The organism is Rahnella laticis (assembly GCF_015644585.1).
Taxonomy (GTDB): Bacteria; Pseudomonadota; Gammaproteobacteria; order Enterobacterales; family Enterobacteriaceae; genus Rahnella; species Rahnella laticis.
On the sequence record NZ_JADOBI010000003.1, the window covers coordinates 550,152 to 564,036 of the forward strand.

The following is a 13,885-nucleotide window of genomic DNA, read 5'->3' on the forward strand; positions in this document are numbered from 1 at the left end:
ACCCAACCCAATATGTAGCGATTTCTCGCAAAACCCCCACAACCGGCCTGTAAGCCTTGCGGGGCGCGGGAATGAGCGTAAAAGGAGTGTCATTGTGAAGGCAGACAGACTGGAATCCGTACCCGCAAAATCCAATAACAAAATGCAACCCATCGTGATCAAGCGGGATGGTTGTCAGGTCCCTTTCGATGAAGTTCTGATCAAACAAGCGGTGCAACGCGCCGCCGCTGCCGCCGGTATCGACAGCGTCGGTTACTGTGAACAGGTCGCCCGCATTGTCGCTGAAAATCTGCAAGACCAGGCCCGCGTCGATATCCATGAAATCCAGGACGCCGTTGAAAACCAGCTGATGGCTGGCCCGCATAAAAAACTGGCGCGCGCTTATATCGAATACCGCCATGACCGCGACGTAAAACGCGAAATGCGTGGCCGCCTGAATCAGGAAATCCGCGGTCTGGTTGAGCAAAGCAATATGGCGCTGCTCAACGAAAACGCCAACAAAGACAGTAAAGTGATCCCGACGCAGCGCGATTTGCTGGCCGGTATCGTCGCCAAGCATTACGCTAAACAACACATTTTGCCGCGGGACGTGGTGCTGGCGCATGAGCGCGGTGAAATCCATTACCACGATCTGGATTACTCGCCGTTCTTCCCGATGTTCAACTGTATGCTGATCGACCTGAAAGGCATGCTGAATCACGGTTTCAAAATGGGGAATGCCGAGATTGACACGCCGAAGTCAATTTCCACCGCCACGGCAGTCACCGCGCAAATCATCGCGCAGGTCGCCAGCCATATTTACGGCGGCACCACCATTAACCGCATCGACGAAGTGCTGGCACCGTTCGTCACGTCCAGCTTTGAAAAACACCGCGCCATCGCGCAGGAATGGCAGGTCGCTGACGTCGAAGCCTTTGCGCACAGCCGCACCGAAAAAGAGTGTTATGACGCCTTCCAGTCGCTGGAATATGAAGTCAACACGCTGCACACCGCCAACGGTCAGACGCCATTTGTCACCTTCGGCTTCGGCCTCGGGACGACCTGGGAATCACGCCTGATCCAGCAATCTATTCTGCGCAACCGCATTGCAGGGCTCGGCAAAAACCGCAAAACCGCCGTGTTCCCGAAACTGGTCTTCGCTATCCGCGACGGCCTGAACCATAAAGCCGGTGACGCGAATTACGACATCAAGCAACTGGCGCTCGAATGTGCCAGCAAACGCATGTACCCGGACATTCTGAATTACGATCAGGTGGTCAAAGTCACCGGCTCGTTCAAAACGCCGATGGGCTGCCGCAGCTTCCTGGGTGTTTACGAAGAAAACGGCCAGATGATCCACGAAGGCCGCAACAATATCGGCGTGATCAGCCTGAACCTGCCGCGCATCGCGCTGGAGGCAAAACAGGATGAAGCGACGTTCTGGAGCCTGCTCGACGAACGTTTACTGCTGGCGAAAAAAGCCCTGATGACGCGCATTGCCCGCCTCGAAGGCATCAAAGCCCGCGTCGCACCGATTCTGTATATGGAAGGGGCGTGCGGCGTGCGTCTGAAAGCCGACGACGATATTTCCGGTATCTTCAAAAATGGCCGCGCATCGATTTCTCTGGGTTATATCGGCGTGCATGAAACCATTAATGCGCTGTTCGGCAACCAGACTCACGTCTTCGACGCCAGCCAGCTGCGTGAAAAAGCCGAGGCGATTGTTGCCCGTCTGAAAGCCGCCACGGAAAGCTGGAAAGACGAAACTGGCTACGGATTCAGCCTGTACAGCACGCCAAGCGAAAACCTGTGCGACCGTTTCTGCCGCCTCGATAAAGCCGAATTCGGCCTGGTCGCGGGCGTTACCGACAAAGGCTATTACACCAACAGCTTCCATCTGGACGTGGAGAAGAAGGTGAATCCGTATGAAAAACTCGACTTCGAAGCGCCGTATCCGCCACTGAGTAACGGCGGTTTCATCTGCTATGGCGAGTACCCGAACCTGCAACACAACCTGAAAGCGCTGGAAGACGTGTGGGATTACAGCTACACCCGCGTTCCTTATTACGGCACGAATACGCCGATTGATGAGTGCTACGACTGCGGCTACACCGGTGAATTCGAGTGCACCAGCAAAGGCTTCACCTGCCCGAAATGCGGCAACCACGAGCCTTCACGCGTGTCAGTCACCCGCCGCGTCTGCGGTTATCTCGGTAGCCCGGATGCGCGTCCGTTTAACGCCGGTAAACAGGAAGAAGTGAAGCGCCGCGTGAAGCATTTGGGTAACGGACAACTGGGTTAATGTTATGCCTGCTAATCATACTGAGTTTGAGCAGCAGGCGTTATTGTCGCAGCTAGTTTGGAGGCGGCCAGCGCGGAGAAACCGGAGCGTACACAAAGTACGTGAGGATTTTGAGCACTGCCCGAATTCAAAGTAGCAAGTAAAATAGCCTGCTGGGCAAACGAATGAATTTTCACCAGTACTACCCTATTGATGTCGTGAATGGTCCGGGAACGCGCTGCGTACTGTTCGTTTCTGGCTGCGTCCACGAATGCCGCGGTTGCTATAACAAAAGCACCTGGCGCGTGAACTCCGGTAAGCCGTTCACGCCGGAAGACGAAGACCGGATTATCGCTGACCTGCAAAACACGGTCATTCCCCGCCAGGGGCTTACACTCTCCGGCGGCGACCCGCTGCATCCGCAAAATCTGTCTGCCGTACGCCAGCTGTTGCTGCGCGTAGAGGCAGAATGTCCCGGCAAAGACGTGTGGATGTGGACCGGCTACACGCTCGGAGAACTGACGCCAGAACAGCAGGACGTGGTGGCGCTCATCAACGTACTGGTGGACGGCAAATTTGTGCAGGAACTGAAAGACCCGTCGCTGATCTGGCGCGGCAGCGGGAATCAGGTGATTCATTACTTACGGTAAAGCGCCTGAGATGAAAGCTTACAGAGGGGAAATCACTCCCCTCTTTTCTCTAAATTCCATTCAGCAAAAAATCAAACGCGTTTTTCACTTCATAGATTTCACCGTCGAGCTGTTTTATCCACTCACCGATTTCCGATGGCGGGATACCGCCAGGAATATGAGTCACTAATACATAGTGCTTATGCTGCACTTTAAGTAATGGGCACATTTTTTTGGGTGGATAAATACTCATCTTCGCCAGAGGAACCAGCGGTACCATTACCGTATCGCCATAACCACTTGCGAGAGGGTGAAGAACATTAAGCAGATAAGGATAAGCACGCTTCTTACTGCCTTTATTTTCATAAATAGCGTACTGCTCCATTTATAATTTCCGCGGAGGATGAGTCAGCGTCCCATGCTTTTCCACATACTTTTTGATAGCTTCAAGCCCCGCTTTATTCTCCCGTTTCCATTTTTCACCCGCAGTTTCCTCAACGGGTTGCTCCGCAGACATTTTAAAATCCTTCTTATTTCCATTAGACATAACAGTTCCTTTTACATGTTTTAGTATAAAAAACAAACAACTAGGAACAGTGTATTCCTCCGCTTTCACGCCGTAAACCGCCGGTGTGTATTCCTGCGAGACATCTTCCAACTCTTGCGTTCCCTGACGCGTGTTCAGGCAACCGCGATACCGTTGATTTCGATATTCGAGATGCGCAGCTCAGCACTCGCCAGCATATTGACCAGCATATCGATACTGAAAACCGAGATTTTTCCCCGGACAAGATCCGATATCCGCGGCTGCGTTACGCCGAAAAACTTCGCAGCCTGGGCCTGTGTCATTTTGTTATTTTCGATATGCGCGGTGAGAACCCTCATCAATTTAGAGCGCACTTTCATGTTTTCAGCCCGTTCCGGGGTGTCTTCAATGGCATCCCATATGCTGTCAAACTCTTCAATCATTGCGAATACTCCTTTATCAGGGTTTTGTATCGCTGCTTTGCCAGTTCAATATCCTGATGATTTGTCGTCTGAGATTTCTTCTGGAAACAATGCAACACGTAAATGGCCTCTTCTAATTTAGCCAGATAAATCACGCGAAATATCCCTGCGGGATCCTTAACCCTGACCTCTCTGACCCCGGTGCCAATGGCTGGCATAGGTTTCCAGTCAAACGGCATTTTCCCCTTCTGCACAAGCTCAAGTTGATAGCCTATGTCTTGCCGGACGCTGAGTGGGAATCCCCGTAAATCAGCAAGATTACTGCCCGCGAAGGCGATTTTTTTTCATTATGACTTCCTTGTAAAAATTATACAAAATTTTATATAAAATAAGATGTATTAATCCCATTCAGTCCTTTCATCAGGTTATCGCCGCGACCCGATCCCGCCGCGTCCGGAATGTAATGGGCTTATGTTTTCCCGTAAATCCTTACAGGTGATTCCTGCGAGACATCTTCCAACTCTTCACTTCTTTGCAACCTGACCTTCACCCAACTGTCACTTTGTTTCGCCAACATGATGCCAACGCCGAACTGAGGTTTGCATCATGTCTCATTCATACCGCTCTCAAAAAAATCGTCTGCCACTGCGTGAATGCGCAGCGCCCTCCTTTGCCCGTTTATCCCGTGCGAGGTATTCATTGTGATGAACTTATCTAGACATCCGACCAGTCACACCACGGTTTATCAGCAGATTGCTGCTGAACTGGAACACGAACTGCGTAACGGCTATCGCTGCGGGGATTATCTGCCGCCGGAACAGCAGCTTGCCGAGCGCTTTAAGGTCAACCGCCACACGCTGCGTCGCGCGGTGGATGAGCTGGTGGATCGCGGCTGGCTGCAACGCCGTCAGGGGATTGGCACGCTGGTGCTGATGCGGCCTTACGATTACCCGCTGCATTCGCAGGCACGGTTCAGCCAGAACTTGCTGGATCAGGGCAGTCACCCGACCAGCGAACGTTTGCTGGCGGTGCTGCGTCCGGCCACCGATCACGTCGCTGCGGCGTTATCGCGTCAGGAAGGCGACACCGTGATTCATCTGCGCACGCTGCGCCGCGTCAACGGCGTGCCGGTTTGCGTGATCGACCATTACCTGCCCGATCTGGACTGGTGGCCTGCACTGCAAAACTTCCATAACGGCTCACTGCACGATTTTATCCGTGAAGAAATTAAGCAAAAACTCAGCCGCCGCACGACCCGCATCAACGCCCGCCGCGCGCTGGCGAAGGAAAGCAAATTACTCGAAATCGTGCCGCAGGCTCCGCTGCTGTGTGTGCGCACCCTGAACATTTGTGAAGGCAGCGACCAGGTGGCGGAATATTCCGTCAGCCTGACGCGCGCCGACATGATCGAACTGACCATGGAGCACTGAATGGATCACCTGCAAACCCGCCAGCGCTGGATGTCGGTGCTGGCTCACAGCCGCCCGGATGAACTGCTCGCGCACTGGCAACCGCTAAATCTGTCTCCGCAATTTGAACGCATCCGCGCCGCCGAAACCGGCCTGACGCAACTTCAGGGCCGCATGGGCGGCACCGGAAAACGCTTTGTGATGGGCGACATGACCGTCACCCGCGCCGTGGTGCAGATGGACGGCGGCGTCTACGGCTACAGCTATGTCAGCGGCCGCAATAAAGCCCACGCCGAGTTGTGCGCCGTTATTGATGCTTTGCTGCAAATCCAGGGGATGGATGAACTGCTGCATAAGCGGGTGATCGCCCCGCTGGCGGCGCTGCAACAGGAACGTCGCCAGCAGCGCGCCCGCGAGGTGGCTGCCAGCCGTGTCGATTTCTTTACTCTGGTTCGCGGAGAATAATTCATGTCACTTGTTGCCAGTTTTCAAAATCCGGTTGCCGATGCGCAATACAGTTTCCGTCGTATTCTCAAAGCGTTAAGCGAACCCGGCGTCAGCGTGCAGTTGCCCGCGATGCCCGGCTTCGGCGCGCTGGGTTCTGCCAGCGCCTGCGTGTTGCTGACGCTTATCGATCAGGATACCCCGCTGTGGCTGAGCGCCTCGCTCAACGATGAAATCCTGCGAAAAAACCTGCGCTTTCACACCGGCGCGGTGCTGACCGATTCTCCTTCTGCCGTCAGCTTTGCGCTGGCGGATCCGGCGCTCGACAGCGCGACGTTACTGGCTTTCCCGTGCGGTGACGAAATGTCGCCGGAGCTGGCGACCAGCGTAATTGTTCAGCTTGGTGCTCTGACCGGCGGCACGCCGCTGCGTCTGCGCGGGCCGGGTATTGAGAGCAGCCGGACGATTTCCCCACTGCTGCCGGACGCAGTTCGCGATTACCTGCTCAACCGCCCTCACCGTTTCCCGCTCGGCCTGGACTTCATGTTCACCTGCGGCGAAGAACTGATAGCCGTACCGCGCACCACGCGCGTGGAGGTGTGCTGATGTACGTCGCCGTTAAAGGGGGTGAGAAGGCGATTGCCGCCGCCCATCAGCTGCTGGCGCACGAACGCCGTGGCGATACTGATGTGAATGAACTCGGCTGCGAACAGATTGAGCAACAGCTCGGTCTGGCAGTCGACCGCGTGATGAGCGAAGGCGGGATCTACGACCGCGAACTGGCCGCGCTGGCGATTAAGCAGTCCGGCGGCGATCTGGTGGAAGCCATTTTCCTGCTGCGCGCTTACCGCACGACGTTGCCGCGTCTGGCGACCAGCGAACCGCTGAACACCAAAGCGATGCGCCTCGAACGCCGTATTTCCGCCATCTATAAGGATTTGCCGGGCGGTCAGGTTCTGGGACCAACCTACGATTACACCCACCGTTTGCTGGATTTCGCCCTGCTGGCGGAAGGTGAAGCGCCGTTTACGCCCATTGCCGACGAACCTCAGCCGGAAAATTGCGGGCACGTTTTTGACCTGCTGACGCAACAACAGCTGGCGGTTGAGGAACAGGACGACGGCACCGAGCCGGAAGATATCACCCGCACGCCGCCGGTCTATCCGGCTTCGCGCGCGGCGCGGTTGCAGCAACTGGTACGCGGCGACGAAGGTTTTCTGCTGTCGCTAAGTTATTCCACGCAGCGCGGATATGGCCGCACGCACCCGTTTGCCGGTGAAATCCGTACCGGCTGGCTGACCGTAGAAATCGTGCCGGAAGAGCTGGGCTTTGCGATTGATATCGGCGAAATCCTGCTGACCGAATGCGAGATGGTGAACGGTTTTGTCGCGCCCGAAGACAAACCGCCGCATTTCACCCGCGGTTACGGGCTGGTGTTTGGCCGCGCCGAACGCAAGGCCATGTCAATGTCGCTGGTCGACCGCGCGCTGCAAACCCGTGAATACGGCGAGCAAATCAGCAGCCCGGCGCAGGACGAAGAATTCGTTTTATCTCATGCAGACAACGTCGAAGCGGCGGGTTTCGTTTCGCACCTCAAGCTGCCGCACTACGTCGATTTCCAGGCCGAACTGGAATTGCTCAAGCGCCTGCGCGCTGCGAAAGAACAGGACTCCGCCCATGAACAATAATGCCGCCCAGACGCTCACCGGCTATAACCACGGCTATCTCGACGAGCAAACCAAACGCATGATCCGCCGCGGGATCCTGAAAGCCGTGGCGATCCCCGGCTATCAGGTTCCGTTCGCGGGGCGCGAAATGCCGATGCCTTACGGCTGGGGCACCGGCGGGATCCAGCTCACCGCCAGTGTGATCGGTGAAAAAGATGTGCTGAAAGTGATTGATCAGGGCGCTGACGACACCACCAACGCCGTATCGATCCGCAAGTTTTTCCAGAGCGTCGCCGGGGTGAAAACCACCGAGAAAACCGTGGATGCCAGCCTGATCCAGACGCGTCACCGCATTCCGGAAACGCCGTTGCAGGAAGATCAGATCCTGATTTTTCAGGTGCCGATCCCCGAACCGCTGCGCTTTATCGAACCGCGCGAAACCGAGACCCGCAAAATGCATGCGCTGGAAGAGTACGGCGTGATGCAGGTGAAACTGTATGAAGACATCGCGCGCTTCGGCCATATCGCCACGACCTATGCGTATCCGGTGAAAGTGAACGACCGCTACGTCATGGATCCGTCGCCGATCCCGAAATTTGATAACCCGAAAATGCACATGATGCCGGCTTTGCAGCTGTTTGGTGCCGGGCGCGAAAAACGTATCTACGCCCTGCCGCCGTTCACCAAAGTGGAAAGTCTGGACTTCGACGATCACCCGTTCACCGTGCAGCAATGGGAGGAACCCTGCGCCCTCTGCGGTTCACATCACAGCTATCTCGACGAAGTGGTGCTCGACGATGTGGGCAACCGGATGTTCGTGTGCTCAGACACCGATTTTTGCGCTCAGCAAGTTGAGCAACAGGCTTCCAACGAGGTTAACCGCTGATGACCACTCCATTAAATCTCGCCGCCGCGCCGCTGTTGTCGGTGAACAATCTGACCCATTTGTATGCGCCGGGAAAAGGCTTCAGCGATGTGTCTTTCAATCTGTATCCGGGCGAAGTGCTGGGCATTGTCGGCGAATCCGGTTCCGGCAAAACCACGCTGTTGCAGTCAATTTCAGCCCGCCTCGCACCGCAGCAGGGCAACGTTATTTACAACAATGGCCAGACGCCCGCCCAGTCTTTGTATGACATGCCGGAAAGTGACCGCCGCCGCCTGCTGCGCACCGACTGGGGCGTGGTGCATCAGCATCCGATGGACGGCCTGCGCCGCCAGGTTTCTGCCGGTGGCAATATCGGCGAGCGCCTGATGGCGGTCGGTGAGCGTCATTACGGCAACATCCGCCAGAAAGCCAGCCAGTGGCTGGAAGACGTGGAAATCCCGGTGTCGCGCATCGATGACCTGCCGACCACGTTTTCCGGCGGGATGCAGCAACGTCTGCAAATCGCCCGCAATCTGGTGACGCATCCGCGTCTGGTGTTTATGGATGAACCCACCGGCGGCCTCGATGTGTCCGTGCAGGCGCGGTTACTGGATTTGCTGCGCACGCTGGTGGTGGAAATGCAGCTGGCGGTGGTGATTGTGACCCATGATCTGGGCGTCGCGCGTCTGCTGGCGCACCGTTTACTGGTGATGAAACAGGGTCAGGTGGTGGAAAGTGGTTTAACCGACCGCGTGCTCGACGACCCGCATCATCCGTATACGCAGCTGCTCGTGTCCTCCGTGTTGTCTTAACCCTTATTCCAGAGAAAAAGAGTGACCAAAATGACGACGAAGCTCAGGGTCGAAAATCTCAGTAAAACTTTTGTGTTACACAACCAGCACGGCGTGCGGTTGCCGGTGTTCAGCAACGCCAGTCTGGAGGTTAAAGCCGGAGAATGCGTGGTGCTGCACGGCCATTCCGGCAGCGGAAAATCTACGTTACTGCGCTCGCTGTACGGTAATTACCTGCCGGACAGTGGCAAAATCTGGGTCGAACATCAGGGCCAGCAAATCGATATGGTCAGCGCCGAAGCGCGCGAAATCCTGTCCGTGCGCCGTCATACCGTCGGCTGGGTCAGCCAGTTTCTGCGCGTGATCCCGCGTATCAGCGCGCTGAATCTGGTGATGCAGCCGCTGCTGGAACTGGGCGTGGATAAAGCACAAAGCGAAGCCCGCGCCAGCGCATTGCTGCGCCATCTGAATGTGCCGGAACGTTTGTGGCATCTCGCGCCATCAACATTTTCGGGCGGCGAACAGCAGCGCGTGAATATCGCACGCGGCTTCGTGGTCGATTATCCGGTGCTGCTACTTGATGAACCGACCGCCTCGCTGGACGCCACTAACCGCGCCGCCGTCGTCACGCTGATTGAGCAGGCGAAAGCCCGCGGAGCCGCCGTGGTCGGGATTTTCCATGACGAAGATGTCCGCGAACGTGTCGCCGATCGCCTGTATGAAATGAGCCCAGAAACTGCCCCGGAGATGTCCGCATGATCATCAACAACGTCAAACTGGTTCTCGACGATCAGGTCGCCGATGGCTCGCTGGAAATGCACAACGGCGTGATCACGGCTTTTGCCGACACGCGCAGTCAGTTGCCGCAGGCGCTGGACGCTCAGGGCGGCTGGCTGCTGCCGGGATTGATCGAGCTGCACACTGATAACCTCGACAAGTTTTTCACGCCGCGCCCGAAAGTGGACTGGCCGGCACATTCCGCCATGAGCAGCCACGATGCGCTGATGGTGGCAAGCGGGATCACCACGGTGCTCGACGCCGTGGCCGTGGGCGATGTGCGCGACGGCGGGCATCGTCTGGAGAATTTGCAAAAGATGATCGACGCCATCGTCAACAGCCAGAACGCCGGGCTGAACCGCGCTGAACACCGTCTGCATCTGCGCTGCGAACTGCCGCACGACACCACGTTGCCGCTGTTTGAAAAGCTGATGGATACGTCAGCTCTCTCGCTGGTTTCCCTGATGGATCACTCGCCGGGCCAGCGCCAGTTCGCCACGCCGCAGAAATACCGCGAGTATTATCAGGGCAAATATCACATGAACGATGAGCAGATGGACGCGTATCAGGAAGAGCAAATCGCCCTGTCGCGCCGCTGGGCACAGCCTAACCGCGAAGCGATTGCCGCCCATTGCCGCGCCAGGAATATTTCGCTGGCCAGCCACGATGACGCCACGGCGGCACACGTTGAGGAATCTCTGGCGCTCGGCAGCGTTATTGCAGAATTCCCGACCACCGAAGAAGCGGCACGCGCCTCGCACGCCAGCGGGCTGGCGGTGCTGATGGGCGCGCCGAATATCGTGCGCGGCGGCTCGCATTCGGGCAACGTCGCGGCGCATAAACTGGCGTCACTGGGCCTGCTGGATATTTTGTCCTCCGACTATTATCCCGCCAGCCTGATGGACGCCGTTTTCCGCATCGCCAATGATGAAACCAATGCCTTCAGTTTGCCGCAGGCCGTGAAGCTGGTGACGCGAAATCCGGCCAATGCGCTGGGCTTGCAGGATCGCGGTGAAATTGCCGAAGGCAAACGCGCCGATCTGGTTCTGGCACGTGCGCATGGCGATCATCACTATGTGCAAAACGTCTGGCGTCAGGGCATTCAGGTGTTCTAAACGGAGAAAAAATGAGTCGTTTACTTTATCTGATGGGTGCTTCAGGTTCGGGAAAGGACAGTCTTCTGGACGCGCTGCGCCAGCATTTACCGGCGGATGTTGCCGTGGCACATCGCTACATTACGCGTCCCGCTGACGCCGGTTCTGAGAATCATATAGCGCTGAGCGATGCCGAATTTATTCAGCGTCGTCAGCACGGATTATTTGCGCTGGAATGGCACGCGCATCAGTGCCGTTACGGCGTGGGAATCGAAATCGACACCTGGATGCAGCTCGGTTGCCACGTGGTGGTCAACGGTTCGCGGGCGCATCTGGAGAAAGCGCAACAGCGTTACGGCCAGCGGCTGGTGCCGGTGTGTTTGCAGGTTTCAGACGAGGTGCTGGCTGCGCGTTTATTGCGGCGCGGACGCGAAGACGCCGGGCAAATTGCCTGCCGTCTGGCGCGTGCCCGTGAGTATGACAGCGCGTTGCCCGCCAGCTGCCACCGGCTGAATAACGACGGTGCGTTACAGGACACGTTACGGCATTTGCTGGCTATTCTTTCGCTGCCGGTCAGCGCCCCTTTTTATTCCGTCACTTCAACATGAGCGAGATTATGACAGACATCATTTCCCCGTTTTCTCTGGCTGACGAACAGGATTATTCACGTCCGAAAATCGGCCAGCAGGTCGAACTGAACCGTTCGCAGCTCGGGCAATACGTGCATATTGCCGATAACGCGATCATCGAAGAAACACAGATCGGCGATTATTCGTATACGGCGGGCAACAATCAGATCTTATACGCGACTATCGGCAAGTTTGTGTCAATTGCCACCTATGTGCGGATCAATCCGGGGAATCACCCGACATATCAGCGCGTTGCGCAGCATCATTTCACCTACCGTAGCTCGGTTTACGGGTTGGGTGAGGACGATCAGGATTTCTTCGACTGGCGCCGTGAACATCACGTCACCGTCGGCAACGACGTGTGGATCGGCCACAACGCCGTGATCATGCCGGGCGTCAGCGTCGGGAACGGCGCGGTGATCGGGACGTCCGCCGTGGTGACGAAAGACGTTGAGCCGTATTCCATCGTGGCGGGCGTGGCCGCGAAAAAGATCGGCATGCGTTTTGAAGATTCAATGATCGAAAAGATCGAGAACAGTCAGTGGTGGAACTGGGATCACGACACGCTGAAAGAAAGAATGCCGGATTTTCGAAATCTGGATGTGTTCGCGGAGAAATATCTGTAAGGATCGGGACGATCCTTGCGGGGCAAAATTCGCGTTTTTTGCTGATACCTTATCATAAGGATCCCGCTCAGCAGAGAACGCGGATTAAAGTTCTTCAATGCTGGCGGCGATTTGATCGGATTCCAGCACGGTGACGCCGCCCAGTCCTGCGTTAAACGCCTGTTCCTGCAAGGCTTTGGCGACAACGTCCGAATCGATGGCTTTCCATTTTCCCGGCAACAGTTTAAACAGCGGCGCACTGAGTTGTTCAAGCAGGCGCGGCGGATGGCGTTTCCCGACCAGCAGCGAAGGCCTGACCAGCGTCAGCAAAGTCCAGCCCTGGTGCATCAGCGCCTGTTCCATTTCCCCTTTCGTCCGGTTATAGAGAAATCGTGAGTGCGCATCCGCACCGTTGGCACTGACCGCCAGGCAATGGCGCGCACCGAGTTCCTTCGCGGCTTTGGCGCAATCCACCACCAGATCGTAATCCACGGCGCGAAACGCTTGCGCGCTGCCCGCCTGTTTACGCGTGGTGCCGAGGCAGCAAAACAGCAGGTCAATCGGTTCATCCAGCGCAACCACCAGCGACGTGAGATTTGCCCCGAGCGGGTTGATCAGTTTATTACCCGGCGGCAGCGGGCGGCGGCTCGGCGCAACAATCCGGCTGACGCGCGGATCCAGTTGCAACAGACGCAAAAGCTCGCGCCCGATCAGACCACTTCCGCCCAGCAGAAGAACTTTTGCCATATCACTTCCTTTTAAAAAACGGCGTTTACACGGAATTTCAGAAACAGATAAGTTCAAGTGTTACCCGATTGTAAATTCCCCGCTATAAGACAGTTCCTGTTACTCAGGCTTATCAGAAAGCGTGCGATCCCACAGCAGCTTTTTGCCAAATCCCAGGGCGTTATCCGTCATCTTGATGCTGTTAAGTTTCAGCGCCCAGACCGGCGCTTTCATGGCGATCGCCACCGGGAAATGTTTGCAGTACAGACGGCGCGCGTGGCTCTCTTCTTCACCGGAAAGGATCGTCGCCTCACCGCGATACTGAATGCCTTTGATCAGCGCGATGGTTTTCGGATGCGGCGCGATCGTGCCCACCACCTGCGGCGATTTTGCCATCAGCGTGCCGTGCAGCGTTTTCAGTTCGGTCATGAAGTATAAAGACAGGTTTTCCGCATCGGTGACGTAAAAGCAGTTAGCGCTCCACATCTCGCCGTCGGCGGCGGCACACAGCGCCAGCACATGATTTTTGTTCAGGAATTTGAGAATGTGTTTCAGGTCGTCGGGGTTATTCATCGGAGGATCCTTGTCGTCTTTGCCGCAGTGTACCGTGACACACCGATGTTTTACGTCATTCTGCTGTGCGGTTCAGGTAAACTTACGCAAACTTTTCCAAATACGATGCGTCTATGTCCACTTCTCCCGGCTGGTTTTTATACATGTTGAGAACGCCCACCGGCATGCTTTATACCGGCATCACGACCGACGTAACGCGGCGTCTCGGCCAGCATCAGGCAGGCAAAGGGGCGAAAGCATTACGCGGAAAAGGCGAGCTGGAGCTGGTGTTCCACTGCGTGGCGGGGGATCGTTCTCTGGCCTCTAAGCTGGAAATCCGGGTGAAAAAGCTGAGCAAGGCGCAGAAGGAATTGCTGGTGAAAGCCGCGCCCGTATGCCTGCATCGTTATTTTGGATTGCCGGATAGCGGGAGTCTGGAAAACGAGGCGCGGGAAGAAAACTAGCGGGCCTGAAGTCAGACCCGTTAAA

Annotated in this window: 19 protein-coding genes; 13 read left to right on the forward strand and 6 right to left on the reverse strand. The window is 56.3% G+C overall.

All coding sequences use genetic code 11. The features are described from left to right. The first annotated feature begins 142 nt into the window (after positions 1-142). Entirely contained in the window at positions 143-2,281 is a 2,139-nt protein-coding gene (nrdD, locus tag IV433_RS08690) for an anaerobic ribonucleoside-triphosphate reductase (protein WP_195813969.1), read from the forward strand. 164 nt (positions 2,282-2,445) lie between these two features. Beyond that, entirely contained in the window at positions 2,446-2,910 is a 465-nt protein-coding gene (gene nrdG, locus IV433_RS08695) for an anaerobic ribonucleoside-triphosphate reductase-activating protein (protein ID WP_195813621.1), read from the forward strand. A gap of 49 nt (positions 2,911-2,959) precedes the next feature. Here nrdG and IV433_RS08700 read toward each other — a convergent pair whose 3' ends face one another. Genes IV433_RS08700 through IV433_RS08715 form a run of 4 tightly spaced genes read right to left on the reverse strand, consistent with a single transcriptional unit; the run spans position 2,960 to position 4,175 of the window. Then, a complete protein-coding gene (locus IV433_RS08700) occupies positions 2,960-3,274 on the reverse strand; it encodes a CcdB family protein (protein ID WP_195813620.1) in 315 nt (104 codons plus the stop codon). Beyond that, the gene (locus IV433_RS26135; RefSeq protein ID WP_229893281.1) at positions 3,275-3,547 is read right to left on the reverse strand and encodes a type II toxin-antitoxin system CcdA family antitoxin; all 273 of its coding nucleotides are present in this window, start codon (positions 3,545-3,547) and stop codon (positions 3,275-3,277) included. It abuts the gene before it with no gap. A gap of 23 nt (positions 3,548-3,570) precedes the next feature. After that, complete coding sequence (locus IV433_RS08710) at positions 3,571-3,858, reverse strand: helix-turn-helix domain-containing protein (RefSeq protein WP_195813619.1); 288 nt, start codon at positions 3,856-3,858, stop codon at positions 3,571-3,573. After that, entirely contained in the window at positions 3,855-4,175 is a 321-nt protein-coding gene (locus tag IV433_RS08715; protein WP_195813967.1) for a type II toxin-antitoxin system RelE/ParE family toxin, read from the reverse strand. The genes IV433_RS08710 and IV433_RS08715 overlap by 4 nt, the downstream gene beginning before the upstream one ends. A 366-nt stretch (positions 4,176-4,541) precedes the next feature. Between IV433_RS08715 and phnF the strand changes: the two genes are divergently transcribed. Genes phnF through IV433_RS08765 form a run of 10 tightly spaced genes read left to right on the forward strand, consistent with a single transcriptional unit; the run spans position 4,542 to position 12,139 of the window. Further along, positions 4,542-5,267, forward strand: a complete 726-nt coding sequence (gene phnF, locus IV433_RS08720; RefSeq protein WP_195813618.1) for a phosphonate metabolism transcriptional regulator PhnF — start codon at positions 4,542-4,544, stop codon at positions 5,265-5,267. Then, on the forward strand, positions 5,268-5,711 hold the full coding sequence (phnG, locus tag IV433_RS08725; protein WP_104923470.1) for a phosphonate C-P lyase system protein PhnG: 444 nt from the start codon (positions 5,268-5,270) through the stop codon (positions 5,709-5,711). It begins immediately after the preceding gene. Between the two features lie 3 nt (positions 5,712-5,714). Beyond that, positions 5,715-6,296 (forward strand): phosphonate C-P lyase system protein PhnH, encoded by a 582-nt coding sequence (gene phnH / locus IV433_RS08730; protein ID WP_195813617.1) that lies wholly within the window; start codon positions 5,715-5,717, stop codon positions 6,294-6,296. Further along, positions 6,296-7,378 (forward strand): carbon-phosphorus lyase complex subunit PhnI, encoded by a 1,083-nt coding sequence (locus IV433_RS08735; protein WP_195813616.1) that lies wholly within the window; start codon positions 6,296-6,298, stop codon positions 7,376-7,378. The genes phnH and IV433_RS08735 overlap by 1 nt, the downstream gene beginning before the upstream one ends. Beyond that, the gene (locus IV433_RS08740; protein ID WP_195813615.1) at positions 7,368-8,243 is read left to right on the forward strand and encodes an alpha-D-ribose 1-methylphosphonate 5-phosphate C-P-lyase PhnJ; all 876 of its coding nucleotides are present in this window, start codon (positions 7,368-7,370) and stop codon (positions 8,241-8,243) included. The genes IV433_RS08735 and IV433_RS08740 overlap by 11 nt, the downstream gene beginning before the upstream one ends. Next, positions 8,243-9,034 (forward strand): phosphonate C-P lyase system protein PhnK, encoded by a 792-nt coding sequence (phnK, locus tag IV433_RS08745; protein ID WP_101078348.1) that lies wholly within the window; start codon positions 8,243-8,245, stop codon positions 9,032-9,034. The genes IV433_RS08740 and phnK overlap by 1 nt, the downstream gene beginning before the upstream one ends. Positions 9,035-9,064: 30 nt before the next feature. Further along, positions 9,065-9,772 (forward strand): phosphonate C-P lyase system protein PhnL, encoded by a 708-nt coding sequence (gene phnL / locus IV433_RS08750; protein WP_195813614.1) that lies wholly within the window; start codon positions 9,065-9,067, stop codon positions 9,770-9,772. Beyond that, positions 9,769-10,905, forward strand: coding sequence for an alpha-D-ribose 1-methylphosphonate 5-triphosphate diphosphatase (gene phnM / locus IV433_RS08755; protein WP_195813613.1), 1,137 nt, complete (start codon positions 9,769-9,771; stop codon positions 10,903-10,905). The genes phnL and phnM overlap by 4 nt, the downstream gene beginning before the upstream one ends. A gap of 11 nt (positions 10,906-10,916) precedes the next feature. Further along, positions 10,917-11,492 carry a ribose 1,5-bisphosphokinase gene (phnN, locus tag IV433_RS08760; protein ID WP_195813612.1) on the forward strand — a complete coding sequence of 192 codons (576 nt, stop codon included), beginning with the start codon at positions 10,917-10,919 and terminating at the stop codon, positions 11,490-11,492. An 8-nt stretch (positions 11,493-11,500) separates the two neighbouring features. Further along, a complete protein-coding gene (locus tag IV433_RS08765; protein ID WP_195813611.1) occupies positions 11,501-12,139 on the forward strand; it encodes a DapH/DapD/GlmU-related protein in 639 nt (212 codons plus the stop codon). An 84-nt stretch (positions 12,140-12,223) separates the two neighbouring features. Here IV433_RS08765 and IV433_RS08770 read toward each other — a convergent pair whose 3' ends face one another. Then, complete coding sequence (locus IV433_RS08770; RefSeq protein WP_195813610.1) at positions 12,224-12,865, reverse strand: Rossmann-fold NAD(P)-binding domain-containing protein; 642 nt, start codon at positions 12,863-12,865, stop codon at positions 12,224-12,226. Between the two features lie 99 nt (positions 12,866-12,964). Beyond that, on the reverse strand, positions 12,965-13,417 hold the full coding sequence (locus IV433_RS08775) for a YhbP family protein (protein WP_195813609.1): 453 nt from the start codon (positions 13,415-13,417) through the stop codon (positions 12,965-12,967). Positions 13,418-13,530: 113 nt separating this feature from the next. Here IV433_RS08775 and IV433_RS08780 point away from each other — a divergent pair, with 113 nt between their 5' ends. Further along, positions 13,531-13,860 (forward strand): GIY-YIG nuclease family protein, encoded by a 330-nt coding sequence (locus tag IV433_RS08780; protein ID WP_195813608.1) that lies wholly within the window; start codon positions 13,531-13,533, stop codon positions 13,858-13,860. The last annotated feature ends 25 nt before the right edge of the window (positions 13,861-13,885 follow it).

Excerpts from the sequence above, each read along its gene's own strand:
- IV433_RS08775 (WP_195813609.1), bottom strand. The coding sequence starts at position 13,417 with ATGAATAACCCCGACGACCTGAAACACATTCTCAAATTCCTGAACAAA.
- IV433_RS08735 (WP_195813616.1), top strand. The coding sequence starts at position 6,296 with ATGTACGTCGCCGTTAAAGGGGGTGAGAAGGCGATTGCCGCCGCCCAT.
- IV433_RS08710 (WP_195813619.1), bottom strand. The coding sequence starts at position 3,858 with ATGATTGAAGAGTTTGACAGCATATGGGATGCCATTGAAGACACCCCG.
- IV433_RS08765 (WP_195813611.1), top strand. The coding sequence starts at position 11,501 with ATGACAGACATCATTTCCCCGTTTTCTCTGGCTGACGAACAGGATTAT.
- phnH (WP_195813617.1), top strand. The coding sequence starts at position 5,715 with ATGTCACTTGTTGCCAGTTTTCAAAATCCGGTTGCCGATGCGCAATAC.
- IV433_RS08780 (WP_195813608.1), top strand. The coding sequence starts at position 13,531 with ATGTCCACTTCTCCCGGCTGGTTTTTATACATGTTGAGAACGCCCACC.
- phnM (WP_195813613.1), top strand. The coding sequence starts at position 9,769 with ATGATCATCAACAACGTCAAACTGGTTCTCGACGATCAGGTCGCCGAT.
- phnL (WP_195813614.1), top strand. The coding sequence starts at position 9,065 with ATGACGACGAAGCTCAGGGTCGAAAATCTCAGTAAAACTTTTGTGTTA.
- nrdD (WP_195813969.1), top strand. The coding sequence starts at position 143 with ATGCAACCCATCGTGATCAAGCGGGATGGTTGTCAGGTCCCTTTCGAT.
- nrdG (WP_195813621.1), top strand. The coding sequence starts at position 2,446 with ATGAATTTTCACCAGTACTACCCTATTGATGTCGTGAATGGTCCGGGA.
- IV433_RS08770 (WP_195813610.1), bottom strand. The coding sequence starts at position 12,865 with ATGGCAAAAGTTCTTCTGCTGGGCGGAAGTGGTCTGATCGGGCGCGAG.
- IV433_RS08700 (WP_195813620.1), bottom strand. The coding sequence starts at position 3,274 with ATGGAGCAGTACGCTATTTATGAAAATAAAGGCAGTAAGAAGCGTGCT.
- phnN (WP_195813612.1), top strand. The coding sequence starts at position 10,917 with ATGAGTCGTTTACTTTATCTGATGGGTGCTTCAGGTTCGGGAAAGGAC.
- phnK (WP_101078348.1), top strand. The coding sequence starts at position 8,243 with ATGACCACTCCATTAAATCTCGCCGCCGCGCCGCTGTTGTCGGTGAAC.
- phnG (WP_104923470.1), top strand. The coding sequence starts at position 5,268 with ATGGATCACCTGCAAACCCGCCAGCGCTGGATGTCGGTGCTGGCTCAC.
- IV433_RS08740 (WP_195813615.1), top strand. The coding sequence starts at position 7,368 with ATGAACAATAATGCCGCCCAGACGCTCACCGGCTATAACCACGGCTAT.
- phnF (WP_195813618.1), top strand. The coding sequence starts at position 4,542 with ATGAACTTATCTAGACATCCGACCAGTCACACCACGGTTTATCAGCAG.